Source organism: Pseudomonas sp. zfem005, from assembly GCF_032621735.1.
GTDB classification, from domain to species: domain Bacteria; phylum Pseudomonadota; class Gammaproteobacteria; order Pseudomonadales; family Pseudomonadaceae; genus Metapseudomonas; species Metapseudomonas solani.
In genome coordinates, this window is record NZ_JAVYJE010000001.1 from 828,956 (window position 1) to 853,931 (window position 24,976).

At 67.4% G+C, this 24,976-nt stretch carries 19 protein-coding genes; 12 read left to right on the plus strand and 7 right to left on the minus strand.

Going from position 1 to position 24,976, the window contains the following annotated elements; all coding sequences use genetic code 11:
* Positions 1 to 163 precede the first annotated feature (163 nt).
* Positions 164 to 3,049 carry a putative bifunctional diguanylate cyclase/phosphodiesterase gene (locus RTW82_RS03875; protein ID WP_316924298.1) on the plus strand — a complete coding sequence of 962 codons (2,886 nt, stop codon included), beginning with the start codon at positions 164 to 166 and terminating at the stop codon, positions 3,047 to 3,049.
* Here the strand turns inward: RTW82_RS03875 and yegQ are convergent.
* Together yegQ and zwf are read right to left on the minus strand one after the other, a co-directional pair.
* Positions 3,018 to 4,376, minus strand: coding sequence for a tRNA 5-hydroxyuridine modification protein YegQ (yegQ, locus tag RTW82_RS03880; protein ID WP_316924299.1), 1,359 nt, complete (start codon positions 4,374 to 4,376; stop codon positions 3,018 to 3,020). The genes RTW82_RS03875 and yegQ overlap by 32 nt on opposite strands.
* Before the next feature lie 309 nt (positions 4,377 to 4,685).
* The gene (zwf, locus tag RTW82_RS03885) at positions 4,686 to 6,107 is read right to left on the minus strand and encodes a glucose-6-phosphate dehydrogenase (protein WP_263403901.1); all 1,422 of its coding nucleotides are present in this window, start codon (positions 6,105 to 6,107) and stop codon (positions 4,686 to 4,688) included.
* 173 nt (positions 6,108 to 6,280) lie between these two features.
* Between zwf and hexR the strand changes: the two genes are divergently transcribed.
* A complete protein-coding gene (gene hexR, locus RTW82_RS03890; RefSeq protein WP_316924300.1) occupies positions 6,281 to 7,147 on the plus strand; it encodes a transcriptional regulator HexR in 867 nt (288 codons plus the stop codon).
* Positions 7,148 to 7,180: 33 nt separating this feature from the next.
* Here hexR and RTW82_RS03895 read toward each other — a convergent pair whose 3' ends face one another.
* Positions 7,181 to 7,957 carry an IclR family transcriptional regulator gene (locus RTW82_RS03895; RefSeq protein WP_263403863.1) on the minus strand — a complete coding sequence of 259 codons (777 nt, stop codon included), beginning with the start codon at positions 7,955 to 7,957 and terminating at the stop codon, positions 7,181 to 7,183.
* Positions 7,958 to 8,130: 173 nt separating this feature from the next.
* Between RTW82_RS03895 and RTW82_RS03900 the strand changes: the two genes are divergently transcribed.
* The 5 genes from RTW82_RS03900 (at position 8,131) to RTW82_RS03920 (ending at position 11,970) form a co-directional block, all read left to right on the plus strand.
* Positions 8,131 to 8,889: an ABC transporter substrate-binding protein gene (locus tag RTW82_RS03900; protein WP_316924301.1), complete on the plus strand. Its 759-nt coding sequence runs from the start codon at positions 8,131 to 8,133 to the stop codon at positions 8,887 to 8,889.
* 61 nt (positions 8,890 to 8,950) lie between these two features.
* Positions 8,951 to 9,607, plus strand: a complete 657-nt coding sequence (locus RTW82_RS03905) for an amino acid ABC transporter permease (RefSeq protein WP_265170124.1) — start codon at positions 8,951 to 8,953, stop codon at positions 9,605 to 9,607.
* Positions 9,604 to 10,347 carry an amino acid ABC transporter ATP-binding protein gene (locus tag RTW82_RS03910; RefSeq protein WP_316924302.1) on the plus strand — a complete coding sequence of 248 codons (744 nt, stop codon included), beginning with the start codon at positions 9,604 to 9,606 and terminating at the stop codon, positions 10,345 to 10,347. Before RTW82_RS03905 ends, RTW82_RS03910 begins: the two co-directional genes overlap by 4 nt.
* Positions 10,344 to 11,633 carry an FAD-dependent oxidoreductase gene (locus RTW82_RS03915; RefSeq protein WP_316924303.1) on the plus strand — a complete coding sequence of 430 codons (1,290 nt, stop codon included), beginning with the start codon at positions 10,344 to 10,346 and terminating at the stop codon, positions 11,631 to 11,633. The genes RTW82_RS03910 and RTW82_RS03915 overlap by 4 nt, the downstream gene beginning before the upstream one ends.
* 112 nt (positions 11,634 to 11,745) lie before the next feature.
* Entirely contained in the window at positions 11,746 to 11,970 is a 225-nt protein-coding gene (locus RTW82_RS03920) for a PA3496 family putative envelope integrity protein (protein WP_081672315.1), read from the plus strand.
* On the opposite strand, the gene RTW82_RS03925 is transcribed toward RTW82_RS03920, so the two are convergent.
* A complete protein-coding gene (locus tag RTW82_RS03925; protein ID WP_031288296.1) occupies positions 11,912 to 12,859 on the minus strand; it encodes a LysR family transcriptional regulator in 948 nt (315 codons plus the stop codon). The two genes, RTW82_RS03920 and RTW82_RS03925, sit on opposite strands and share 59 nt — an antisense overlap.
* 201 nt (positions 12,860 to 13,060) lie before the next feature.
* Between RTW82_RS03925 and RTW82_RS03930 the strand changes: the two genes are divergently transcribed.
* The 3 genes from RTW82_RS03930 (at position 13,061) to RTW82_RS03940 (ending at position 16,923) form a co-directional block, all read left to right on the plus strand.
* Positions 13,061 to 14,476, plus strand: coding sequence for an acetyl-CoA carboxylase biotin carboxylase subunit (locus tag RTW82_RS03930; protein WP_021220968.1), 1,416 nt, complete (start codon positions 13,061 to 13,063; stop codon positions 14,474 to 14,476).
* Positions 14,477 to 14,492: 16 nt separating this feature from the next.
* On the plus strand, positions 14,493 to 16,313 hold the full coding sequence (gene oadA, locus RTW82_RS03935) for a sodium-extruding oxaloacetate decarboxylase subunit alpha (RefSeq protein WP_316924304.1): 1,821 nt from the start codon (positions 14,493 to 14,495) through the stop codon (positions 16,311 to 16,313).
* A 169-nt stretch (positions 16,314 to 16,482) separates the two neighbouring features.
* Positions 16,483 to 16,923, plus strand: coding sequence for a CBS domain-containing protein (locus tag RTW82_RS03940; protein ID WP_043243071.1), 441 nt, complete (start codon positions 16,483 to 16,485; stop codon positions 16,921 to 16,923).
* Positions 16,924 to 17,270: 347 nt separating this feature from the next.
* Here RTW82_RS03940 and RTW82_RS03945 read toward each other — a convergent pair whose 3' ends face one another.
* Both RTW82_RS03945 and RTW82_RS03950 read right to left on the minus strand, forming a co-directional pair.
* Complete coding sequence (locus tag RTW82_RS03945) at positions 17,271 to 18,260, minus strand: asparaginase (protein ID WP_316924305.1); 990 nt, start codon at positions 18,258 to 18,260, stop codon at positions 17,271 to 17,273.
* 160 nt (positions 18,261 to 18,420) lie between these two features.
* Positions 18,421 to 19,866 carry an alanine/glycine:cation symporter family protein gene (locus RTW82_RS03950; RefSeq protein WP_316924306.1) on the minus strand — a complete coding sequence of 482 codons (1,446 nt, stop codon included), beginning with the start codon at positions 19,864 to 19,866 and terminating at the stop codon, positions 18,421 to 18,423.
* 180 nt (positions 19,867 to 20,046) lie between these two features.
* Here RTW82_RS03950 and RTW82_RS03955 point away from each other — a divergent pair, with 180 nt between their 5' ends.
* Together RTW82_RS03955 and RTW82_RS03960 are read left to right on the plus strand one after the other, a co-directional pair.
* A complete protein-coding gene (locus RTW82_RS03955) occupies positions 20,047 to 20,865 on the plus strand; it encodes a helix-turn-helix domain-containing protein (RefSeq protein ID WP_111259165.1) in 819 nt (272 codons plus the stop codon).
* A 58-nt stretch (positions 20,866 to 20,923) separates the two neighbouring features.
* Complete coding sequence (locus tag RTW82_RS03960) at positions 20,924 to 21,640, plus strand: hypothetical protein (protein WP_271659449.1); 717 nt, start codon at positions 20,924 to 20,926, stop codon at positions 21,638 to 21,640.
* A gap of 383 nt (positions 21,641 to 22,023) precedes the next feature.
* Here the strand turns inward: RTW82_RS03960 and RTW82_RS03965 are convergent, their stop codons facing one another.
* The gene (locus RTW82_RS03965; RefSeq protein ID WP_316924307.1) at positions 22,024 to 24,927 is read right to left on the minus strand and encodes an autotransporter domain-containing protein; all 2,904 of its coding nucleotides are present in this window, start codon (positions 24,925 to 24,927) and stop codon (positions 22,024 to 22,026) included.
* Positions 24,928 to 24,976 lie beyond the last annotated feature (49 nt).

Sequence of the window (24,976 nt, forward strand, 5' to 3'; positions counted from 1 at the left end):
CCGATGACCGGATGGTCAGCCAGACGGTGCGGGCGCTGCATCCCGAAGGCCCGCCGAAAGTTAGGCGGCGCGCTGTCAAAACCGGGCACATAAAGCTTTGGCAGCTCGTTCTGCTCGGGTAAGCTCCGCCGACGCCTAGGCAACCATTACAAGAAAATCGCCTATGACCGCGACACCCAACGAAGCCCCAATCGACCTGCACGGCGACGACAGCCGCGCCATCAGCCAGCATTTCGCGACGGATCTGGCCGTGGAGCGCACGCGTCTGCTCTATCAGGGCTCGCAAACCCCCACGCTCTTCATGCTGCTCAACGGCCTGGTCTGCGCCTACCTGCTGTGGGAGCCCGCCAACGGCTTGCTGCTGGGCGGCTGGCTGGTATGGCTGGTGCTGCTGGCGGTGCTGCGCCTGACCCAGGTGGCCGCCTTCAAGGCCGCGCTGCCCTCGCGCCAGGCCCAGCCCCAGTGGCGCCGCACCTTCCTCCTCGGCGCCGCCGCCTCCGGCCTGACCCTGGCCCTGCCGGTGATCTTCCTGGTGCCGGGCGATGCCTTTCTGCAGCAGGCGCTGGTCTATGGCCTGATCGCCGCCGCCATCCTTTCCGCCAGCGTCGCCTATGCCGTCAGCCTGCAGGCCTTCCTCACCTTCGCCTTGCCGTGCCTGGTGCCCACCGTGTCCTGGCTGCTGGCCAGCGGTGAGCCGTTGCAGCGGGGCTGGGGGCTGCTCAGCCTGATCCTCCTGGCCGCGCTGATGGTGGTGGCCTGGCAGGTCAACCGCCTGGTGCAGCGCAGCCTGCTGCAGCGCTTCCACAACCAGGCGCTGATCGACAACCTGGAACACGCCAAGGTCCGCGCCGAGGGGCTCAACAGCGAGCTGGCGCGGGAAGTGGAGCAGCGTCGCCGCGCCGAGCGCGAGCTGCGCGCGGCCCATAACGACCTGGAAATCCGCGTCGCCCAGCGCACCCTGGAGCTGGCCGACGCCAGCCACGCCCTGGTCAAGAGCGAGGCGCGCCTGGCCATGGCCCTGGAGGCCAGCGAGCTGGGGATGTGGGACTGGAACCTGGAGACCGACGAAGTCCATCACTCGCACCTGAAGGAAATCTTCGGCATCGAGATGGACGACGTCACCCGCGTGCTCAGCGACCTCAAGCCGCGCCTGCACCCCGACGACCTGCCGCTGCTGCGCCGCGCCCTGGTGGACCACTTAAAGGGCCGCAGCGATGGCTACGCCATCGACTACCGGGTGCGCCACAGCGACGGCCGCTGGCTCTGGGTCGAGGACCGTGGCCGGGTGGTGGAGCGCGACGAACGCGGCAAGGTGCTGCGCATGCTCGGCACCCGCCGCGACGTCACCGAACGCAAGCAGGCCGAAGAGCAGCAGCGCCTGTCGGCGATGGTGTTCGAGGCGGCCAGCGAGGGCATCGTGGTGCTCGACCCGGAATACCGCCTGCTGGCGGTCAACCAGGCCTTCAGCGAGGTCACTGGTTATCGCCGCGAAGAAGTGCTCGGCCACACGGTGGTGGAGATCAACAGCACCCGCGAGAGCCGCCGCCAGTACCACCTGATCCGCGAGGAGCTGGAGCAGAGCGGCAGCTGGCAGGGCGAACTGGTGGACACCCGCAAGAACGGCGAGCTCTACCCGCAGTGGCTGCAGCTCAACCTGGTGCGCGACGCCCGAGGCAACGCCAGCCACATCGTCGGCTTCTTCGCCGACCTGTCCGCGCGCCGCGAGGCCGAGGAGCGCCTGCGCTACCTCTCGCACTACGACGAACTCACCGGCCTGGCCAACCGCACCCTGTTCAAGGACCGCCTGCACGAGGCCAGCCAGCGCGCGCGCCAGAGCGGCCGCAGCCTGGCCCTGCTGCACATCGACCTGGACCGCTTCAAGGTGCTCAACGACAGCCTCGGCCATGAAGTGGCCGACCAGCTGCTGCGGCAGATGAGCCGGCGCCTGGCCCAGGCGGCCCCCGAGGCGGACACCATCGCCCGCCTTTCGGGCGACGAATTCGCGGTGATCCTCGACTCCTACGGCAGCCTCTCCAGCCTGGCGCGCACTGCCAGCCGCCTGCTGGCCAAGCTGCGCACACCGATGACCGTGGGCGGCGAGGAGCTGGTGGTCAGCGCCTCCCTGGGCATCAGCCTGCTGCCGGACAACGCCCGGGAAATCTCCGCGCTGATCACCCAGGCCAACATGGCCATGCAGCATGCCAAGCACCTGGGCGGCAACACCTTCCAGTTCTTCACCGACAACCTCCAGGCCTGCACCCTGGAGCGCCTGCAGATGGAAACCCAGCTGCGCAAGGCCATCGAGGAGGGCCAACTGGAGGTCTTCTACCAACCCAAGCTGTGCCTGGCCGACGACAGCCTCAACGCCGCCGAGGCGCTGGTGCGCTGGCGCCACCCGCAACTGGGCCTGGTGCCGCCGGGGGACTTCATCGGCCTGGCCGAGGAGACCGGGCTCATCGCCCCCCTGGGCGAGTTCGTGCTGCGCCAGGCCTGCCTGCAGGCCCGCGAGTGGCAGCGCCAGGGGCTGGCGGATATCCGCGTCTCGGTGAACCTCTCCGGCCACCAGCTGCGCCAGGGCAACCTCACCAGCCTGGTGCGGCAGGTGCTGGACGAGACCGGCCTGTCACCGCGCCTGCTGGAGCTGGAGCTGACCGAGAGCCACCTGCTGGAGAACGTCGAGCACGTCATCGCCACCTTCCGCCAGCTGCGCGACCTGGGGGTGAAGCTGGCCATCGACGATTTCGGCACCGGCTACTCGTCCTTGAGCTACCTCAAGCGCTTCCCGGTGGACTACGTGAAGATCGACCAGACCTTCATCCGCGACCTCTCCTCCGGGGGCGAGGACGCCGCCATCACCCGCGCGATCATCGCAATGGCCCACGGCCTGGAGCTCAAGGTGGTGGCCGAGGGCGTGGAAACCCAGGGGCAGATGGACTTCCTCAAGAGCCAGGGCTGCGACGAGATCCAGGGCTACCTGATCAGCCCGCCGGTGGAAGCGCCGGTGTTCGCCGCGCTGCTCAAGGAGCAGGCGACGGCGCTGTGGCGCTGACCGCCTCGGGCAGGTCGCGCAGCAGCAGGGCGTATTCCAGGTCGAGGTCCGCCGGCAGCGGGATATAGAGCAGGTGGCCGTCGCCGGGTGCCACCTGGCGGCTCTCGCCGTTGGCGCCTTCCAGGCCGTGGAGGATGAAGCCCAGGTTGCCCGTCGGGGTCATCAGCTCCAGGCGGTCTCCCACCTCGAAGCGGTTCTTCACCCGTACTTCCGCCATCTCGCCCCGGCGCACGCCGGTCAGCTCGCCGACGAACTGCTGGCGCGAGGGCCGCGAGCTGCCGTGCGCGTAGTTCTGATAGTGGTCGTGGGTGTGGCGGCGCAGGAAGCCTTCGGTGTAGCCACGGTTGGCCAGTGAATCCAGGCGCTCCAGCAGGCGCGGCTCGAAGGGGCGGCCGGCGAGGGCATCATCGATGGCCTGGCGGTAGGCCTGGGTGGTGCGTGCGACGTAGAAGTGCGACTTGGTGCGGCCCTCGATCTTCAGCGAGTGCACGCCCATCTCCAGCAGGCGCTCCACGTGCTGTACGGCGCGCAGGTCCTTGGAATTCATGATGTAGGTGCCGTGCTCGTCCTCGAAGGCGGGCATGTACTCGCCCGGGCGGCTGCCGTCCTCCAACAGGAACAGGCGCTCGCTGGGCGCGCCTTCGCCCAGGGTCGGCTGCGGCGTGCAGGCGTGCACCACATCGCCCAGCGCGTCCTCGCGGGCTTCCCCGGCCTTGTACTGCCAGCGGCAGGCGTTGGTGCAGGTGCCCTGGTTGGGGTCGCGGTGGTTGATGTAGCCGGAGAGCAGGCAGCGGCCGGAGTAGGCCATGCACAGGGCGCCGTGGACGAACACCTCCAGCTCCATCTCCGGCACCTCGCGGCGGATCTCGCCGATCTCCTCCAGCGACAGCTCGCGGGAGAGGATCACCCGGGTCAGCCCCTGGGCCTGCCAGAACTTCACGCTGGCCCAGTTCACCGCGTTGGCCTGCACCGAGAGGTGCACCGCCATCTGCGGGAAGTGCTCGCGCACCAGCATGATCAGCCCCGGGTCGGACATGATCAGCGCGTCCGGCGCCATCGCCACCACCGGCGCCAGGTCCTTGAGGAAGGTCTTCAGCTTGGCATTGTGCGGGGCGATGTTTACCACCACGTAGAAGCGCTTGCCCTGGGCGTGGGCCTCGGCGATGCCTGCGGCCAGGGTGGCGTGGTCGAACTCGTTGTTGCGCACCCGCAGGCTGTAGCGCGGCTGGCCGGCGTACACCGCATCGGCACCGTAGGCGAAGGCATGGCGCATGGCCTTGAGGGTGCCGGCGGGGCAGAGCAGTTCGGGGGCTTGGCGGCTGGACATGGGCGGGGCTCGTTGCGCGAAAAGCCGCGGATTCTAGGCAAGCCGCGCGGAACGGGTATTGCGCTGGAGCAATGACGGCGCGGGGAATTCATTCGCCAAGGGACGGGCGTCGCTGCGTTGGGCCTCGCTGCGCTCGGCGCCAACCTACGGGGCTTAGTTGATGCGGATGTGTAGGGTGGACCCCGCTTCACCGGTCCACCGTTGCGGAGTACCAGGCGACACCGCCGGTGGACGTAAAGAGCGACGCCCATCCACGCAGCGGTTCGGCTTTTTTGTGGAATTCATTCGCGATCGGCGGGGCAGGGCGCTTCAGTCATTCCACTCCCGCCCCTGCAGCTCCAGCAGGCTGTGGGCCTGCTCGGGGCCGGTGGAGCCGGCGGGGTAGTTGCGCGGGCTCTGGTAGTACTCGTGCCAGCCTTCGAGGATGGGGTCGACCCAGCGCCAGGCGGCTTCCACCTCGTCACGGCGCATGAACAGTGTCGAGTCGCCTTCGATCACGTCCAGCAGCAGGCGCTCGTAGGCATCCCAGCGGCGCTGGGTGAAGGCCTGGGCGAGGTTGAGGTCCAGCTCCACCGGTTCCAGGCGCATGCCCTTGCCGGGGTTCTTGGCCATCAATTGCAGGCTGATGCGCTCTTCCGGCTGCAGGCGGATCAGCAGGCGGTTGGCCTCGCCGCCGTTGAACAGGCGGTGCGGCACCGGCTTGAACTGGATGACGATCTCCGAGTACTTGCGCGCCAGGCGCTTGCCGGTGCGCAGGTAGAAGGGCACGCCGGCCCAGCGCCAGTTGTCGATCTCCGCCTGCACGGCGACGAAGGTCTCGGTATCGCTGTCGTTGTCGACGTTCTTCTCGAAGTAGTAGGCGGGTACTTCCTGGCCGCCGATCTTGCCGGCGCCGTACTGGCCGCGCACGGTCTTGTCCTGCACGTCGAGCCCGGAGATGGGCTTGAGGGCTTCGAGGATCTTCACCTTCTCGTTGCGCACCGCGTCGGCGTCGAAGCGCACCGGCGCCTCCATGGCCACCAGGCAGAGCAGCTGCAGCAGGTGGTTCTGCACCATGTCGCGCATGGCCCCGGCGTGGTCGTAGTAGCTGCCGCGGTTCTCCACGCCCAGGGTCTCGCAGACGCTGATCTGCACGTGGTCGATGTGCCCGGCGCGCCACACCGGTTCGAACAGGGCGTTGGCGAAGCGCAGGGCCATGAGGTTCTGCACCGTCTCCTTGCCCAGGTAGTGGTCGATGCGGAACACCTGGCGCTCGTCGAACACCGCGCCGATGGCGGCGTTGATCGCCAGGGCCGATTCCAGCGAATGGCCGATGGGCTTCTCCAGCACGATGCGCGCCTGGGGCCCGGCGAGGCCGGCGATCTGCAGGTGGCGGGCGATGTCCTCGAACAGGCGCGGGGCGATGGCCAGGTAGTAGACCCGGCCACGGTCATCGGCCGGGCCCAGGTGGCGGGCCAGGCGGCCGAAGTCGGCGCTCTGGGAAACGTCCATGACGAAGTAGTCGAGGCGCGCGGCGAACCCCGCCCAGGCCTCGTTGGTGAAATCGGCGCGGGCCACCTGGGCGCGGCAATGGCGTTCGGCGAGGGCGCGGTACTGCTGTGCGTCCAGCGGATTGCGGGCGATGGCGAGGATGCGCAACTGCGGATGCAGGCGCCCGTCGCGATGCAGGTGGTAGAGCGCCGGAAGCAATTTGTGCAGGGCGAGGTCGCCGGTGCCGCCGAAGACCAACATGTCACAAGGCTGGGTCAAGGGTGCACTCCTGCGTGGTTTAGCTGAGCGGAAAAGCGGGTCATGTAGTATAACTACAAGGTCACTACAGCCCGACGGCCGTCGATCATAACCGAGTTGCCACCCCGAGTTGATCGAGCCTTTGGGCGTATCCCCCACTTCGAAGAGCCTGCCCAGTGAATCTGCTGCAACACATCGCCCAGTCGCGCCACCTGCTGCGCAAGTCGGAACTGAAAGTCGCCGACCACGTCCTGCTCGATCCCGCCGCAGTCATGCACAGCTCCATGGCCGACCTGGCGCAGAGCGTCGGGGTCAGCGAGCCCACCATCGTGCGCTTCTGCCGCGCCATCGGTTGCGGCGGCTTCCAGGATCTCAAGCTCAAGCTGGCGCAGAGCCTGGCCGCCGGTGCCAGCTTCGGCCAGTTCGCGATCCACGAGGATGACTCGGTCGCCGACTTCAGCCTGAAGATCTTCGACACCACGCTGCACACCCTGATGGACGTGCGCGAGAAGCTCGACCCCCAGGCCCTGCAGCGCGCCATCGCCGCCTGCGCACAGGCCCAGCGCGTGGAGTTCTACGGCTTCGGCGCTTCCGGCGCGGTGGCTGCCGATGCACAGCACAAGTTCTTCCGCCTGCTGCTCACCGCCGCCGCCTATTCCGACCCGCACATGCAGGCGATGTCGGCGGTGACGCTCAAGCCCACCGACGTGGCCATCTGCATTTCCCAGTCCGGCCGCTCCAAGGACCTGCTGATCACCGCCAACCTGGTGCGCGAGGCCGGCGCCACGCTGATCACCCTGTGCCCGAGCCAGACGCCGCTGGCGGACCTGGCCACGGTGAACCTGGCCATCGACGTGCAGGAAGACACCGAGATCTACACCCCGCTGACCTCGCGCATCGCCCACCTGGTGGTGATCGACGTGCTGGCGATGGGCGTGGCCATGGCCCGTGGCCCGACCCTGGTCAACCACCTCAAGAGCGTGAAGCGCAGCTTGCGCAGCCTGCGTCTGTCGCCCAAGTCGATCAAGGTGATGGAAGACTGATCGACCTCCCCCGCCCCGAGCGCCAGGCGGCGCTCAGAGGGTCCTGATCGAGGTGCGGATCGCCCGCGCGCACTCGATCACCGCAGGCGCCAGCTTGCGTTCCGCTTCCTCCAGGCTCCAGCGGCTGGTCGGTGCCACCACGTGCACGGCGGCCACCGGCTGCCCCTGGCTGCCGACGATGGGCGCGGCGATGGTCATGTCGCCGAGGAACAGCTCCTCGTTGTTGATCGCATAGCCCTTGCGCCGGGTCGCCTCGATCTGCGCGAAGATTTCCTCCGGGCCGGTCAGGGTCTGCTGGGTGTGGCGCTTCAGTTCGCTCGCCGCCAGTGCTGCGTGCACCTCGTCGTCGCCCAGGGCGCTCAGGTAGGCGCGGCCGGAGCCGGTGCAGTACATGGGGATGCGGCTGCCGATGGGCATGTGGATAGGGATGAACTTGGGCGCTACGAAGCGCGCCACGTAGACCATCTCCAGGCCGTCGGGCTCGGTGAGGTTGGTGGTTTCCCCGGTGATCTGCGCCAGTTCGGCGAGGAAGGGGTTGGCCACGTCCACCAGGGTGTCGGCGGCCAGGTAGTTGTAGCCGATCTCCATCACCCGGGGCGTGAGCTGGAAGCGCTTGGTCTGCGGGTGCTTGCGCACGTAGCCCAGCTCTTCAAGGGTGTGGATCATGCGCTGCGCCGAGCTCTTGTTGATGCCCGCCGCCTCGGCCACTTCGGCCAGGTTCATGGTGCGCTGCCGGGCGTTGAAGGCACGCAGCACGGCCAGGCCTTTCTCCAGCGACTGGTTGAACAGTGAATTGTTGTTATCGCTCATGTCGCGTCCTTTCAGCGGATTTTCTGCTGCTTTGAATATCGATATTCGATATTTATAAATCTCTTTACGATTCTTGTAAATTGTTTATATTCGGGAAAACGCCCCCTGCCGATTCAGAAGGGGCTATCCATAGCGCACAACGACAATAAACAGCGTCCAATGGGAGACTTGCCATGCATCCTCGCCTTCGTGCACTCACCTGCGCCTGCGCCCTCGTCGCCGGCCTCGCCACGTCCTTCGCCGCCAGTGCCGAGAGCTACCGGGTCGGCGCCACCGCCACCGGCGTGCCTTTCACCTTCCTCGACGTCAAGAGCCAGAGCATCCAGGGGATGATGGTCGATGCCGCCCAGGCGGTGGCCAAGGCCGGCGGCTTCGAGGTGGAGATCCAGCAGACCACCTTCGCCGCGCTGATCCCCTCGCTGACGGCGAACAAGATCGACGTCATCTCCGCCGCCATGCTGCGCACCCCCGCGCGGGAGAAGGTGGTTCAGTACTCCGACCCGGTGTTCAGCTACGGCGAGGGGCTGATCGTCCGCGCCGACGACACCACCGCCTATACCCGCATGGACGACCTCGAGGGCGAGGTGGTCGGCGCCCAGGTCGGCACCGTGTTCATCGACGAGCTGAACAAGCGCGGCATCTTCAAGGAGGTGCGCGGCTACGACTCCATCGCCGACCTGATGCGCGACCTGGCCCTGGGGCGGATCAAGGCCGGCTTCGCCGACCGCCCGATCCTCGCCTACCAGCTGGCCCAGGGCACCCAGGACAAGGTGCGCCTGGTGCAGGGCTACCAGCCGGTGATCATGGGCGATGTCTGCCTGATCGTGCGCAAGGGCGATGCCGCGACCCTGGAACGGGTCAACACCGGCATCGCCGCGATCAAGGCCGATGGCTCGCTGGACCGCATCATCGCGAAGTGGAAGCTCGACTGACTGCGCTCGCGGCCCGCCGGCGTGGCGGGCCTTTCCCTGAACCCATCCACGGGTAGCCTCCATGTTTCTCCAGAACGCTCTGGACTTCCTCCCCATTCTGCTGAAAGGGGCGGTGGTCACCGTGCAGGTCACGGCCGGGTCCTTCCTGCTCAGCTCCGTGATCGGCCTGGTCTTCGCCCTGATGATGGTGTCGAAGGTCCGCGCCATCTCGCTGTTCGCCATCGGCGTGGTCAACGTCATCCGCGGCCTGCCGATCATCGTGCAGCTTTTCTACATCTACTTCGTGCTGCCGGACTTCGGCATCCAGCTCAGCGCCTTCCAGGCCGGCGTCATCGGCCTCGGCATCGCCTACTCGGCCTACCAGGCGGAGAACTTCCGCGCCGGCATCCAGGCCATCCACCAGGGGCAGATCGAAGCGGCCGAATCCCTCGGCATGCGCGGCGCCATGGTGATGCGCCGGGTGGTGCTGCCCCAGGCCTTCCGCATCGCCCTGCCGCCCTACGGCAACACCCTGGTGATGATGCTCAAGGACTCCTCGCTGGTCTCCACCATCACGGTGGCGGAGATGACCCGCGCCGGCCAGCTGATCGCCTCCTCGACCTTCGAGAACATGACCGTCTACACCCTGGTGGCGCTGCTCTACCTGGCGCTGAGCCTGCCGCTGTCCTACGGCCTGCGACGGCTGGAAGCGCGAATCGGCAAGAGGAGCAAGCCATGATCGAGATCAAGCAGCTGCACAAGAGCTTCGGCAGCCAGGCGGTGCTCGAAGGCATCGACCTGAACATCGAGAGCGGCGAGGTGGTCTGCCTGATCGGCCCCTCGGGCTCGGGCAAATCCACCCTGCTGCGTTGCATCAACGGCCTGGAGACCCACGACCGGGGCGAGATCCTGGTCAGCGGCCAGGCGGTGGACCGGCACCACGACAGCATCCATGAGATCCGCACCCAGGTGGCCATGGTGTTCCAGCGCTTCAACCTGTTCCCCCATCGCACCGCTGTGGAAAACGTGATGGAGGGGCCGATCTACGTGAAGAAGGAAGACCCCCGCGAAGCCCGGCGCCAGGCCGAGGCGCTGCTGGAAAAGGTCGGCCTCGCCCACCGCATGAACGCCTACCCGGACGAACTCTCCGGCGGCCAGCAGCAGCGGGTGGCCATCGCCCGCGCCCTGGCGATGAAACCCAGGGCGATCCTCTTCGATGAACCCACCTCCGCCCTCGACCCCGAGCTGGTGGGGGAGGTGCTGGCGGTGATGCGCCGCCTGGCCGATGAAGGCATGACCATGATCGTGGTCACCCACGAGATGGGCTTCGCCCGTGACGTGGCGGACAAGGTCTGCTTCCTCCACAGCGGCCGCATCGTCGAACAGGGCCCGGCCCGCGAGGTGCTGAGCGCACCGAGCCACCCGCGTACCCAGGACTTCCTCAAGCGCCTGCTGAACAGCGGCGAGGTGCCGGCATGAATGCGCCCCTGGTGCCCACGCTGCCGTCCTCGCTCTGGGCGGCCACCGCCAAACCTGCTGTCGCCACCCCGCCCTTGAGCGAGAGCACCCAGGCCGATGTCGCCATCGTCGGTGCCGGCTACACCGGGCTGGTCACCGCCCTGCACCTGGCAGAGGCGGGCGTGCGCGTCTGCGTGCTGGATGCCGGTGAGCCGGGCTGGGGCGCCTCCGGGCGCAACGGCGGGCAGGTGATTCCCGGGCTCAAGTTCGACCCCGAGCAACTGGTCGCCAAGTTCGGTGCGGCCCGTGGCGAGGCGATGATCGCCGCCGCCGGTGGCGCCGCCGACGAGGTGTTCGCGCTGATCGAGCGGCTCGGCATCGACTGCGACGCCACCCGCAAGGGCTGGATTCAGCCGGCCGCATCCCCCGTCGCCATGCGTGGCCTGGAGCAGCGCGCCGGGCAGTGGCGTGCGCGCGGCGTGGCGGTGGAGCTGCTGGACAAGTCGGCCGTGGCCCGGCGCATCGGCAGCGTCAATTACCTCGGCGGCTGGGTCGACCCGCGCGCCGGCAGCGTCCAGCCCCTGAGCTACGCCCGTGGGCTGGCGCGTGCTGCTGTCGAGCGCGGTGCGAAGGTCCATGGTCACAGCCGGGTCACCGGCCTGCGCCGCGAGGAGGGCGGCTGGGTGTTATCCACAGCCGCTGGTGCCCAGGTGCGGGCCGAGCGTGTGCTGCTGGCCGGCAACGGCTACACCGATGATCTCTGGCCCGGCCTGCGGCAGACGCTGATCGCCGCCAACAGCTTCATCGTCGCCACCCAGCCGCTGCCCGCGCACCTGCGCCATAGCGTGCTGCCGGGGGGCGAGGTCTGCTCGGATGCGCGGCGCCTGTTGCTGTACTTCAAGCAGGACGCCCAGGGCCGCCTGCTGCTGGGTGGGCGCGGGCCCTTCCCCGAGCCGCGCCAGGCCAGCGACTGGGCGCACCTGGAGCGCTCGCTCACCGGGCTGTTCCCGCAACTCGCCGGGGTGCCCATCGAATACCGCTGGAGCGGGCGCGTGGCGCTGACCCAGGACTTTCTGCCCCATGTCCACGAGCCGGCGCCGGGGCTGTCCATGCTGCTGGGCTACAACGGTCGCGGCATCGCCCTGGCCACCAGCCTGGGGCGGCACATGGCGGCGCGCCTGGCGGGGCAGGGCGGGGATTTCCCCTTCCCGATCACGCCGCTGCGGCGCATCCCGCTGCACGGCCTGCAGCGTCTCTACCTGGGCGCGGGGATCGCCTGGTACCGCCTGCTCGACGCGTTGTTTTGAAGGTGCCAGTGGCTGTCGCAAGACGGTCACCGCAGCGTCACCCGCCTGCCGTCAAAGCGTCACGCCGCTGGCCGATGCTGGTGCTCCCGCACTTCGTCCTGGGAGACCTGACATGCCTCGACACCATGCACAGCGTTTTGACGAGCCGGCCATCGACAGCAAGACCCGGCGCAAACTCGAAGACCAGCGCCGGATGCAGTTCCGCCGGGCCATCGAGGACCGCGCCGAACAGCGCCGCTTGCTGGCGGAGCTGAACGATTATCCCGACCTGATCGCGATCAACTACCTGTTGTCGTCAACGGCAGAGCGCCGTCGAACCGCTGGGAAAGCGTGCTGATCTGGGCGCGTTCTTCGCGGATAAAGGCCATCAGCGCCTGGGCGACCGGTGACAGCCGCTTGCCCTTGGCGTGGACCACGCACCAGCTGCGGTAGAGCGGCAGCTCCTCCACCGGCAGCTCGCGTAGCACACCGGTGGCCAGCTCCAGGCTGACCGCATGGCGGGGCAGCAGCCCCAGGCCGAGGCCGGCCACCACGCATTCGCGCAGGGCATCCAGGGAGGCGACTTCCTGGGTCTGGGCGAAGTGCGCGCGCTTCTGCTGGAAATATTCCTCGCAGGCCTTGCGGGTGCCCGAGCCCGCCTCGCGGATCAGCAACGGGAAGGGCTCCAGGTCCTTCAGCGTCAGGCTGCGCGCGTGGCACAGCGGGTGGTCCGGTGGCGCCACGGCGATGATCGGGTTGTTGAGGAAGGGCAGGAATTCCAGGGCCATGTCCTGGGGCACCAGGGACATGATCACCAGGTCGTCGCGGTTGTCCGCCAGGCGCTTGATCACCTGGGCGCGGTTGACCACCGCCAGGTGCAGGCTGACGTCCGGATGCTGCTGCTTGAAGGCGGCGAACAGGTGCGGCACGAAGTACTTGGCGCTGGATTCCACCGCCAGGTTGAGCTGGCCCTGCAGCGAGCCCTGCAGATCCGAAAGCTGCATGTCGAGGCTGGCCAGGCGCTGGAAGATGTCGCTGCTGGCCACGTACAGCGCCTCGGCGGCGTCGGTCTGGTAGAGCTTCTTGCCCACGTACTCGAACAGCGGCTGGCCCACCAGTTCTTCGAGCTGGCGGATCTGCAGACTGACGGCCGGCTGGGTCAATGCCATTTCCTCCGCCGCTCGGCTGTAGGAGCGGGTCTCGAACACGGCACGGAACACCTGGAGCTGGCGCAGCGTCATGCGCAGCAAGGTCTTGCGCATAGGGTAGGGCCTCGAAAACGTGGGGTCGCGGCGGCGACTATAAGGCTTTCCTAATGGATACCCCAATAATTATTGATTTGGGTTATCCCAGGGCTGGGCGTAGGTTAATCACGCACCGCTACAGCACCGGCGGTCACTCGCCGAACGGCCCGCCGTTCGCCTGCCCACTTGGTCGAGGGAACGCTCGTGATCAAGAAAATCCTCATCGCCAACCGGGGTGAGATCGCCGTCCGAATCGTGCGTGCCTGCGCCGAGATGGGCATCCGCTCGGTGGCCGTCTACTCCGACGCCGACCGCCACGCCCTGCACGTCAAGCGTGCCGACGAGGCCCACAGCATCGGCGAGGACCCGCTGGCCGGCTACCTCAACCCGCGCAAGCTGGTGAACCTGGCCGTGGAAACCGGTTGCGACGCCCTGCACCCCGGCTACGGCTTCCTCTCCGAAAACGCCGAGCTGGCGGACATCTGCGCCGAGCGCGGCATCCGCTTCATCGGCCCGTCGGCGGAAGTGATCCGCCGCATGGGCGACAAGACCGAAGCCCGCCGCAGCATGATCAAGGCCGGCGTACCGGTCACCCCGGGCACCGAAGGCAACGTGGCGGACCTCGAAGAGGCCCTGCGCGAAGGCGAGCGCATCGGCTACCCGGTGATGCTCAAGGCCACTTCCGGCGGTGGCGGCCGTGGCATCCGCCGCTGCAACTCGCGCGCCGAGCTGGAGCAGGCCTACCCGCGGGTCATCTCCGAGGCGACCAAGGCCTTCGGCTCGGCCGAGGTGTTCCTGGAAAAATGCATCGTCAACCCGAAGCACATCGAGGCCCAGGTCCTGGCCGACAGCTTCGGCAACACCGTGCACCTGTTCGAGCGCGACTGCTCGATCCAGCGCCGCAACCAGAAGCTCATCGAGATCGCCCCCAGCCCGCAGCTCACCCCCGAGCAGCGCGCCTACATCGGTGACCTCTCCGTGCGCGCCGCCAAGGCGGTGGGCTACGAGAACGCCGGCACCGTGGAGTTCCTGCTCGCCGAGGGCGAGGTGTACTTCATGGAGATGAACACCCGGGTGCAGGTGGAGCACACCATCACCGAGGAAATCACCGGCATCGACATCGTCCGCGAGCAGATCCGCATCGCCTCGGGCCTGCCGCTCTCGGTGAAGCAGGAAGACATTATCCACCGCGGCTTCGCCCTGCAGTTCCGCATCAACGCCGAGGACCCGAAGAACAACTTCCTGCCCTCGTTCGGCAAGATCACCCGCTACTACGCACCCGGCGGCCCCGGCGTGCGCACCGACACGGCGATCTACACCGGCTACACCATCCCGCCCTTCTACGACTCCATGTGCCTGAAGCTGATCGTCTGGGCGCTGACCTGGGAAGAGGCTCTGGACCGCGGCCTGCGCGCGCTGGACGACATGCGTGTGCAAGGGGTCAAGACCACCGCGGCCTACTACCAGGAGATCCTCCGCGATCCCGAATTCCGCAGCGGCCAGTTCAACACCAGCTTCGTCGAAAGCCACCCGGAGCTGACCCAGTATTCGATCAAGCGCAACCCGTCGCACCTGGCCATCGCCATCGCGACCGCCATTGCCGCCCACGCGGGCCTGTAAGGGAAGGATGCAGAACATGAGCAAGACCCTCGAAACCAAGAAGATCAGCGTCACCGACACCATCCTGCGTGACGCGCACCAGTCCCTGCTGGCCACCCGCATGCGCCTGGAAGACATGCTTCCCATCTGCGACAAGCTGGACAAGGTCGGCTACTGGTCGCTGGAAGTCTGGGGCGGCGCCACCTTCGACGCCTGCGTGCGCTTCCTCAAGGAAGACCCGTGGGAGCGCCTGCGCAAGCTCAAGGCCGCGCTGCCCAACACCCGCCTGCAGATGCTCCTGCGCGGGCAGAACCTGCTGGGCTACCGCCACTACAGCGACGACGTGGTCAAGGCCTTCGTGGCCAAGGCGGCGGTCAACGGCATCGACGTGTTCCGCATCTTCGACGCCATGAACGACGTGCGTAACCTACGCGTCTCCATCGAGGCGGTGAAGGCCGCCGGCAAGCATGCCCAGGGCACCATCGCCTACACCACCAGCCCGGTGCACACCATCGATGCCTTCGTGGCCCAGGGCAAGGCCATGGCCGCCATGGGCGTCGACTCCATCGCCATCAAGGACATGGCCGGCCTGCTGACCCCCTACGCCACCGGCGAGCTGGTCAAGGCGCTGAAGGATGCCCTGCCGCTGGACGTGGTGATCCACTCCCACGACACCGCCGGCGTTGCCAGCATGTGCCAGCTCAAGGCCATCGAGAACGGCGCCGACCGCATCGACACCGCCATCTCCAGCATGGCCTGGGGCACCAGCCACCCGGGCACCGAATCCATGGTCGCGGCCCTGCGCAACACGCCCTATGACACCGGCCTGGACCTGGAGCTGATCCAGGAGATCGGCATGTACTTCCACGCCGTGCGCAAGAAGTACCACCAGTTCGAAAGCGAGTTCACCGGCGTCGACACCCGCGTGCAGGTCAACCAGGTGCCGGGCGGGATGATTTCCAACCTCGCCAACCAGCTCAAGGAGCAGGGCGCCCTCAACCGCATGGGCGAGGTGCTGGAAGAGATCCCGCGCGTGCGCGCCGACCTCGGCTTCCCGCCCCTGGTCACCCCGACCTCGCAGATCGTCGGCACCCAGGCGTTCTTCAACGTCCTGGCCGGCGAGCGCTACAAGACCATCACCAACGAGGTGAAGCTCTACCTGCAAGGCCGCTACGGCAAGGCCCCGGGCCAGATCAACGAAGAGCTGCGCCGCCAGGCCATCGGCAACGAAGACGTCATCGACGTGCGCCCGGCCGACCTGCTCAAGCCCGAGCTGGACAAGCTGCGCAAGGAAATCGGTGCCCTGGCCAAGAGCGAGGAAGACGTCCTCACCTTCGCCATGTTCCCCGACATCGGGCGCAAGTTCCTCGAGGAGCGTGAAGCCGGCACTCTCAAGCCCGAGGAGCTGCTGCCCATCCCCAACGGCCAGGGTGCAGCCCCGGTCGGCGGCGAAGGCGTGCCCACCGAGTTCGTGGTCGACGTGCACGGCGAGAGCTACCGCGTGGACATCACCGGCGTCGGCGTGAAGACCGACGGCAAGCGCCACTTCTACCTGTCCATCGACGGCATGCCGGAAGAAGTGGTGTTCGAGCCGCTCAACGACTTCGTCGCCGGCAGCAGCAGCAAGCGCAAGCACGCCAGCGCACCGGGCGACGTCAGCACCACCATGCCGGGCAACATCGTCGATGTACTGGTCAAGGAAGGCGACAGCGTCAAGGCCGGCCAGGCCGTGCTGATCACCGAAGCCATGAAGATGGAGACCGAAGTGCAGGCGCCCATCGCCGGCACCGTCAAGGCCATCCACATCGCCAAGGGCGACCGGATCAACCCGGGCGAGGTCCTGATCGAGATCGAGTGATCCCGAGCAAGCAGTCCCCTGGGGAGCCCACGGGCTCCCCTTTTTTTGCGCTTTTTCCAGGTCTCGGCCACAAAACTTTCAATGGCCGCCATGCAAATCACCGTTTGGCCGGGCACCGGCCGGCGACGGCATGCTGGGCGCCAATCACGATCACCGAAGGGGTTCACCGATGAAGACCGTTGCCCAGATGCTCCACGCCAAGCCGCTCCAGCAGGTGCACACCGTCGGCGCCGAAGTGCCGATGCTCGATGCCCTGCGCCTGCTGGCCGAACACAATATCGGCGCCCTGCCGGTGGTCGAGGAGGGCCGCCTGGTGGGCATCGTCAGCGAGCGTGACTACGCCCGCCGGGGTGTACTGCAAGGGCGTTCGTCGGTGGTCACGCCAGTGCGCGAATTCATGACCGAAGCGGTGCTGACGGTGAATGGCCGGCAAAGCATCCGCGAGTGCATGGCGCTGATGACCGACCGCCACCTGCGCCACCTGCCGGTGGTGGAAGACGGCCGACTGGTCGGCTTGCTGTCCATCGGCGACCTGGTCAAGGAAGCCATCGCCGAACAGGACGCGCTGATCCAGCACCTGGAGCAGTACATCCGGGGTGAGGTGACCTGAGTCGGAGGTAGGGCGGACGTCGCTCTTCACGTCCACCGGCGGTGTCGTCTGGAGCTCCGCAATGGTGGACCGGTGAAGCGGGGTCCACCCTACGCACGCCGGTTAGGTCGTGCGGGTGGTGGTTGGGGCCGCTGTGCGGCCCTTGGCGACTGAAGTCGCCCCTACGCGGACTTGCTCGAGATGTAGGGTGGACGTCGCTCTTTACGTCCACCGGCGGTGTCGCCTGGAGCTCCGCCACGGTGGACCGGTGAAGCGGGGTCCACCCTACGCACGCCGGTTAGGTCGTGCGGGCGGTGGTTGGGGCCGCGGCGCGGCCCTTGGCGACTGAAGTCGCCCCTACAGGTCCATCAGGCTACCCGTTCGCCGCACAGGTCCAGGGCGAACCAGCGTTCGACATCGGCGGGGGCGAGGCCGGCGCCGATGAGGGCGAAGAGCTTGGCCAGGGCGGCTTCGCGGGTCATGCCGCCGGCCGAAACCAGGCCGCTGGCCGCCAGTTGGCTGCCGGCGGCGTAGACGCCGAATTCCACATGCCCGGCCGGGCACTGGCTGATGGCGGCCAGCACCACGCCGCGCTGGTGCGCGGCCTTGAGCACAGCCAGCAGCTCGGCGTTGTCGGACGGGCCGGTGCCGCTGCCGTAGCACTCCAGCAACAGACCTTGCACGCCGGAATCCAGCAGCGCCTGCACATGGTTCGCCTGCAGGCCGGGGAACAGCGGCAGCACTGCCAGATTCACCGGTGCGCGACGGGTGTTGAAGCCGAGCAGGGCGGGCAGAACGTCGGCACGTTCGCCGCTGCGCTGGCGTGGCAGCACGGTGAAGGCGTCGAAGGCGTCGCTGCGCAGCTTGCTCACCCGCGCGCCATGCATCAGCTCGCCGTTGAAATACAGGTGCACGCCCGGCTCCACGCCGGTTTGCAGGGCCGCGAGTGCGCCACACAGGTTGGGCCAGGCATCGCTGCCTTCGGCGCCCGCCGGGAGCATGGCGCCGGTGAGCACCACCGGCACGCCGAGGCCCAGCAGCAGGAAGCTCAGGGCGGCGGCGCTGTAGGCCAGGGTGTCGGTGCCGTGCAGCAGCAGCACGGCGTCGTGGCCGCTTTCGACCACTGCATCGACTATGCGGTCGCGCATGGCCAGCCACTGGGCCTGGGTCATGTTGGCGCTGTCCAGCAGCGGCAGCATTTCGTGGAAGGCGAATTGCGGCGCCGGCGCACCGCTGCTGGCCAGGTGCTCGCGCATGCGCGCCTCGAAGCCACCGGCCGGGGCCAGGCCTTGGGCCGTCTGCAGCATGCCGATGGTGCCGCCGGTATAGAGGACGAAGAGGTTGTTGACTGCGCTCATGCCTTGCCCTGCTCACTCGGGAATAAAACGGTGGGCCAGCATAACGCTGAATCAGGCTGCCATCGCGAGCCGATCCCACCAGAAAAACCTTTGCCTGATACGACGATGCCGCTTCCCCGCAGGGCGGAGAAGCGGCATCCGGTGCCGCGCGAAAGGGCGCTTAGCGGTGGCTTTCCGCCAGGTCGGCGGGGGCCTGCTGCGGCGCACTCTCGGACGCCTTGGCGACCGGCCAGGCGGCATGGTCCAGGTCCAGGTCGGCGAACTTGCTGGCGTCGAACACCGGGGTGTCGATGCCGGCCTTGACCTGGGCGTCGTAGTCACGCATCAGGCGCATGCCGACCTTGAACAGCAGGGTGATGGCCACCAGGTTGACCACGGCCAGCAGGCCCATGGTGACGTCGGCGAAACCGAACACGGTGGACAGGTCCTGCATGGAGCCCCACAGCACCAGCGCCATGACCAGTGCGCGGTAGACGATCAGCAAGGCGCGCTTGGAGCTGAAGAAGCTCAGGGCGTTCTCACCCAGGTAGTAGTTGTAGACCAGGGTGGTGAAGACGAAGAGCAGCAGCGCCATGCTCACGAAGATGCGGCCCCACTCGCCCACCTCGGCCGCCAGGGCCGCCTGGGTGAGGACCACGCCGGCCATTTCACTGCCCGGCTGGTAGACGCCGGAGAGCAGGATGATCAGCGCGGTGCTGGTGCAGATCAGCAGGGTGTCGATGAACACGCTGAGGGACTGCACGATGCCCTGGGCAGCGGGGTGCTTGACCTCGGCGACGGCAGCCACGTTGGGCGCGCTGCCCAAGCCGGCTTCGTTGGAGAACAGGCCGCGCTTGACGCCCATGATGATGGCCGCACCGACGCCACCGGCGAAGGCCGGCTCGAGGCCGAAGGCGCTCTTGACGATCAGGGCCAGGGTGGCGGGAACCTCGGACAGGTTCATGCCGATGATCACCAGGGCCATGAGGATGTAGCCGCCGGCCATCACCGGAACCATCACGTCGGCCATGCTGGCGATGCGCTTGATGCCGCCGAAGACGATCATCCCGATCACGCCGACCAGGGCGATGCCGCTGATCCAAGTGGGCAGGCCGAAGGTGTCGTGCAGCGAAGTGGCCACGGTGAAGGACTGCACGGCGTTGAAGCCGAAGCCGAAGGTCACCAGCAGCAGGAACGAGAAGATCACCGCCAGCCAGCGCTGGCCGAGGCCGTGCAGGATGTAGAAGGCCGGGCCGCCACGGTAGGTGCCGTCCGCTTCGCGGCGCTTGTACAGCTGCGCGAGGGAGCACTCGAAGTAGCTGGTTGCCATGCCCAGCAGGGCCACCACCCACATCCAGAACACCGCGCCGGGGCCGCCGAGCATGATGGCCACGGCTACGCCGGCGATGTTGCCGGCGCCGACACGGCCTGCTACGGAAAGCATCAGGGCCTGGAACGAACTGAGCTGGCCTTCCTTGCGCTGCAGCGCCTGGCCGAAGATGCGGAACATGTCGCCGAAGTAGCGCAGCTGGACGAAGCGGGAGGCAAGGGTGAAGAAGAGTCCGAGGCCCACGAGGACCACGATCAGCAGTTTGCCCCAGAGGAAGTCATTGAGCAGATCGAGCATGGCGTTTCACCTGATCCAGTTTGTTGTTGTTCGGAGCGGCAGTGGATACGAACGTCACTGCGCCTGGAGGGTGGGCATGTTTGAGGAAGCAGCCCGCCCGGGGCAATTTCGCAGCTTGTAACCACTTGTTGCGAGTTGACGCTATAATCGCGCCGCTCGCGTCAACTGGAGGGCCGGGACTTGTCGAACAATCTAGGTGCCAACCTGAAGTTGCTGTGCAGCCACTACCGCTCTATCTCCGAGGTTTGCCGCAAGCTTTCGATCAATCGGGCACAGTTCAACAAGTACCTCAACGGCCAGAGCGTACCCACGGCTTACAACCTCAAGCGTATAGGCGATTTCTTCGGCGTCGAGGACTACGAACTCGGTATGCCGCCCGAGCCGTTCGCTCGCCTGATCGGCGCTCGCCGTCCCCACGACAGCAGTGTGCCCAGCGACGACCCGTTGTTGCAGCTGCTGCGCCCGCTGCGCGAGGAGTCCGGCAACCTGTCGCGTTACTGCGGCTACTACTTCGAATACTCCAACTGCATGTCGGTGCCCGGCACCATCCTGCTGTCCCTGGTGCACCTGTGGGAGGAGCGCGGCACCTTCCTCTTCGAGCGCCAGGAACGCCAGGAGCGTTCCAGCAGCACCGACGTGCAGGCCGAGGACTGGGTGCGCTGCCGCTACCTGGGCGCCGCCTTCCAGTTGCAGGACCGGGTGTTCCTGATGGACTACGAGTCGCTCACCGTCAACGAGATGAGCCAGACCATCCTCATCCCCAGCTTCAAGAGCCGCATCACCCGCCTCAACGGTTTGAAGACCGGCGTCTCCAGCGGCGACCGCCGCAACCCCGCCTGCACCCGCGTGGTGTGGGAGTACCTGGGCCCGGAGATCAACCGTGTCAGCGCCTACCGCCAGGTGATGCTCTACCGCCCCGACGACCCGCGCATCGACGCCGACATCCGCCAGCGCCTGGATGTCGCGCCGTTGAAGAACGGGCTGTTCGAGATCGAGTGAGCGGCCTAGCCGCTACCTCGACCACGGACTGCAATCTTCTGATCAAGGAATGAACGCCATGCTTCCTGTTCCACCGGCCCGCACTCGACGCGCGCTGCCGACCTCCCTGCTCATGGGCCTGCTGGGCCTTTCCCTGGCCGGCTGCAGCGGCCTCAACAACCTCAGCAGCCAGGGCTACCTCTACACCCGCGACAGCCAGCCCCTGCAATTGAGCGACGAGGTGCAACTGCGCCAGGGCCATATGGGGCTGGAGTTCAACCCGAAGCCCATGTGGTCCGCCGACATGCGCCTGCACAACGAGCGCAGCGACTTCAGCGTGAGCGTGCCGTCGGAAGCCTATTCCGGCCGCTCCTTCTTCCTCGCCAGCCGGGAGAGCGGGCTGCGCTACGACATCCGCGCCTACTGGCGCGAGTCCAAGGAAGACCGGGCGGAGCGCGACAGCAGCGAGAGCTGTACGGCGCCGGGATTCTGCAGCAAGTCGGTGCGCCGCCTCAAATGCGCCGGCAAGACCTACCGCAGCGGCACCGACCGCTATGAAAAGCACCTGGACGATGAAAACTGCCAGGAAGTGCTGGTGACCGAGAGCGGCAACTTCCCCGACTGCCCCGGCACTCGCCCGGTGCGCAACCGCTACCAGACCTACAAGCTGATGGTCAGCCTCGCCTTCACCAACCCCGCCAGCCACCAACCCCCGATCGCCGAGTTCGACGGCGAAAGCCAGCGCAAGGAACGCCTGCTGGAAACCGTGGCCCTGGGGGCCTGCCGCGCCTATTGAAGGAAGCGCTTCGCGGGTTGTAGGGGCTCGAGCCGCATTCCGAGGCACGCCGCATCCGGCGACCGTAGGGTGGACCCCGCTTCACCGGTCCACCGTCGCGGTACTTCAGGATGCCTCCCTGCTCGGCCAGTGCGCAGTGCCCCCCTGTGGGAGCGGCTTCAGCCGCGAAGAATCTGCCACCCGAACAGCGTGGCAGGTGGCGATTGACTCCATCGCGAATGAATTTCCACGGGTTAGCAGTGGTGCTGGGATGGGCTCCGCTCGGTGGATAAAAGAGCGTTATCCACCCTACCCAGCGGGATGCTCCACAGTGCGGGCGACGCTCGGCGCCACCCGTGGGAGCGGCTTCAGCCGCGAAGGGCCGCGTAGCGGCCCCTTTGCGTTTAGAACCCCATCTGCCACTGGGCGACGATGGCGTGGTTCTGCGCATTGCCACCCAGCTCGCCGCTGTAGCCGAGGCCGATGCTCTGGGTGCTGCTCAGGCCGATGTCGAAGCCGGCGTCCAGCAGCAGGCTGTTGCGGTCCAGGGCGCTGCCTTCGACGCTGAAGGCGCTGCCGCCGCTGAGGAAGGACTGGCGGGTGCTGCTGTCGACGTTGCCGTAGACGTGGCGCCAGGCCACCGAGAGGCGCGGGGTGAAGGCCATGCCGTTGTCCAGGGTGTCGAGGCGGGCGATGCGCACGCCGAAGGTGCTGGTGAGGTTGCCCTGGTCCTGGTCGTCCACGTGCAGGGCGGCGGCGCCGCCTTTCTCGTCGTAGCTGTCGCGGGCGTAGTACTGGTAGCCGATGCCGGCGAAGGGTTCGGCCTGGATGTTGCCGCTGCCCATGGCGTAACCCACCTCGGTGAAGGCCTGGAAGCTTTCGGCGTCGTAGCTGCCGCGCAGGTGGTCGGTGAAGCCGCCGAAGGCCACGTCGCGCTTGCTGTCGCCGTCGTGGCGGCTGTAGGCGGCGCCCAGGCGCAGGGCCACCGGGCCGTCCTGGCGCAGGCCGTAGACGCCCAGGTGCAGGCTGTCGACATCGCCTTCGAAGCCGCTGCCGGCCTCCAGGTCGGTGCGCGAATAACCGCCGAGCACGCCCAGGCGCCAGTCGCTGCCCATGGCCCAGTCGGCGCCGACCACGGCGCCACGGGTGTCGCTGTCCAGGTCATGGCCGCCCTGGCTGCCGTCGAGGTTGCCGTGGCTGCCCAGGGCCTGGACCCAGAGACGGCCGCGGGCGGACGGGTCGTTGAGATTGCGGGCATCCGCCGGCACGCCGGTGGCGGCCAGCAGCGGGCCGTCTTCGACGTTCAGCGAACTCTGCAGGTTGCCGCCGAGGCCACCGCTGAAGGATTGCAGGGCGCCGAGCATGGCGCCGCTGACCTGGCTGGTGCTGCCCAGGGTGCTGCCGGCGAGGCTGGCGTTGTTCGGTGCAGCCAGCTGGTTGAGCGCGTCGCGGGCTTCGCTGGTGCTGCTGGTGACCAGGGCGTTGTACAGCTGAGGGCTGCCCTGGGCGCTGATGCTGTTGGCGACATTGGCGCCGTTGCCGTTGTTGGCCACGTCGGCGAAGGCAACGTCGTTGCGGGTCAGGTCCAGCTCCACGCTGTCGGCTTCGTAGCGCAGGGTCGGGGTGAGGAAGGCGAAGTTGCTGGTGACGCTGGCGAAGCGGCCGCTGACGCCGTCGGCGGCCTGGATCACCTGGTAGTGGCTGGTGTTCGGGTAGGTGCCGGCGCTGGCGCGGACGTCCAGGCGGGCGCCATCGAGGGCGACGTGCCCGTCGGCCAGCAGCGGGCTGTGGCTGCCATCGGCGGCTACGGCGAAGGCCAGAGTGGAGCCGGCGGCCAGGTTGAGGTTATCCACATGGCCGCCGCCGGCGTAGGTGGCGCCCGAGGCGACGCCCAGGGTGCCGCCGATGCGGCCGAGGTTGATCAGCTCGGCGCCGGCCAGCACTTCGCCGCCTTCGCTGAAGTCTTGCGTGTCCAGGGTCCAGCGGCCGGCGCTGACCTTCAGCCACTCGAAGTTGGCGCTGTTGCCGAAGCTGCCGCCGCCGACATCGTCCAGGGTCAGCACATCGCGGCCGGCGCCGCCGTCCACCAGGCCGACGAACTGGCTGCCGCTGCGCAGGGTCAGGCTGTCGGCGCCGCCGCCCAGGTCCAGGGCCACGCCGCCGGTGCTGCTGATCAGGCCACCGTTGATCACGGTGTCGTTCTTGTCGCCGATGATGCGCACGGCATCGCCGCCCAGGCCGAGGATCTGCCCGAAGTTCTCCAGGTAGGTGGCATAGGGGGCGCCGCCGGTGGCGCTGTCGTCGATGAGGATGGCGTTGGCCGCGCCGCTGATGCTGGCGCCGGCGCGGTTGTAGATGGTGCCGCCGCCCATGGCGATGCCTTCGCTGGTGTTGGCCGAGCCGTCCTTGAAGCCGCCGGCACCGGTGCCTTCGATGATGCCGTGGTTGTCGATCCAGCCTTCGCCGTCGATGTCCACGCCGTCACCGTCGCCGTCCGGCACCAGGCCGCTGTAGGCACCGGTGATGCGCCCGTAGTTGGTGACGCGGCCATTGCCGTCGGAGCCGAAGCCCGAGCCGTTGCGGCCGATGACCACGCCATCGGCGTAGTTGATCAGTTCGGCGCCGACATCGGTGGTGATGCCGTGGCGGCCGCCGGAGAGGGTGCCGTGGTTCTCCACCTTGCCGCCGGTGGAGGCGTCGAAGTCGATGCCGTCGAACTTGGCGTCGGCGTTGGTCATGTCGCCGCTGCTGATGGTGCCGTAGTTGGTGATGGTGGCGTTGTTGCCGACGCGCATGGCGTCTTCGCGCACACCGCGGATCAGGCCGGTGGCGCGGTTGGTGATGTCGATCTGCACATTGGTCTTGAGGTCCTTGAGCATGATCGCGCGGTCGGTCTGGGAAATGAGGGTGCCGGCGTTGTCGATGGTCACGTGGGTGCCGGCCAGGTCGCCGCTGATGCGGATGCCCTGCTTGGAGGCGTCGATGGTGGCGCCTTCGCGGTTGATGATCTGGTAGGTGCGCGAGGGGTTGCTGCCCGAGCTGTCGAGGCCGCGATCGCCGGTGGACTTGATCAGGCCGCTGTTGTCGACGATCACCCCGGCGCCGCTGGTGGCGTTTTTCAGTTCCACGCTCTTGCCGCTGGTGGTGATGCTGCCTGCACTGCCTACCTGCAGGGTGGTTTCCCCGGTGAGCACCTGGCCGGTGGTGGTGGCGGTGTTCACGGTGACGGTGGCGGCACCAGCGAAGGTGGAGAAACCGGTCAGGGCGAGGGCGACGCAGCGGGCGAGCGGAGACAGCGTGCGGTTCATGGCGGCAACCTTTGTCGTGATCTTGTTGGCTGGCCGCTGTTTATAAGGA

What these genes read in the sequence shown, in the direction of transcription:
- RTW82_RS03875 (WP_316924298.1), top strand. Translation starts at nt 164, where the DNA reads ATGACCGCGACACCCAACGAAGCCCCAATCGACCTGCACGGCGACGAC.
- yegQ (WP_316924299.1), bottom strand. Translation starts at nt 4,376, where the DNA reads ATGTCCAGCCGCCAAGCCCCCGAACTGCTCTGCCCCGCCGGCACCCTC.
- zwf (WP_263403901.1), bottom strand. Translation starts at nt 6,107, where the DNA reads ATGTTGGTCTTCGGCGGCACCGGCGACCTCGCCCTGCACAAATTGCTT.
- RTW82_RS03895 (WP_263403863.1), bottom strand. Translation starts at nt 7,957, where the DNA reads ATGAGCGATAACAACAATTCACTGTTCAACCAGTCGCTGGAGAAAGGC.
- RTW82_RS03900 (WP_316924301.1), top strand. Translation starts at nt 8,131, where the DNA reads ATGCATCCTCGCCTTCGTGCACTCACCTGCGCCTGCGCCCTCGTCGCC.
- RTW82_RS03905 (WP_265170124.1), top strand. Translation starts at nt 8,951, where the DNA reads ATGTTTCTCCAGAACGCTCTGGACTTCCTCCCCATTCTGCTGAAAGGG.
- RTW82_RS03910 (WP_316924302.1), top strand. Translation starts at nt 9,604, where the DNA reads ATGATCGAGATCAAGCAGCTGCACAAGAGCTTCGGCAGCCAGGCGGTG.
- RTW82_RS03915 (WP_316924303.1), top strand. Translation starts at nt 10,344, where the DNA reads ATGAATGCGCCCCTGGTGCCCACGCTGCCGTCCTCGCTCTGGGCGGCC.
- RTW82_RS03920 (WP_081672315.1), top strand. Translation starts at nt 11,746, where the DNA reads ATGCCTCGACACCATGCACAGCGTTTTGACGAGCCGGCCATCGACAGC.
- oadA (WP_316924304.1), top strand. Translation starts at nt 14,493, where the DNA reads ATGAGCAAGACCCTCGAAACCAAGAAGATCAGCGTCACCGACACCATC.
- RTW82_RS03940 (WP_043243071.1), top strand. Translation starts at nt 16,483, where the DNA reads ATGAAGACCGTTGCCCAGATGCTCCACGCCAAGCCGCTCCAGCAGGTG.
- RTW82_RS03945 (WP_316924305.1), bottom strand. Translation starts at nt 18,260, where the DNA reads ATGAGCGCAGTCAACAACCTCTTCGTCCTCTATACCGGCGGCACCATC.
- RTW82_RS03950 (WP_316924306.1), bottom strand. Translation starts at nt 19,866, where the DNA reads ATGCTCGATCTGCTCAATGACTTCCTCTGGGGCAAACTGCTGATCGTG.
- RTW82_RS03960 (WP_271659449.1), top strand. Translation starts at nt 20,924, where the DNA reads ATGCTTCCTGTTCCACCGGCCCGCACTCGACGCGCGCTGCCGACCTCC.
- RTW82_RS03965 (WP_316924307.1), bottom strand. Translation starts at nt 24,927, where the DNA reads ATGAACCGCACGCTGTCTCCGCTCGCCCGCTGCGTCGCCCTCGCCCTG.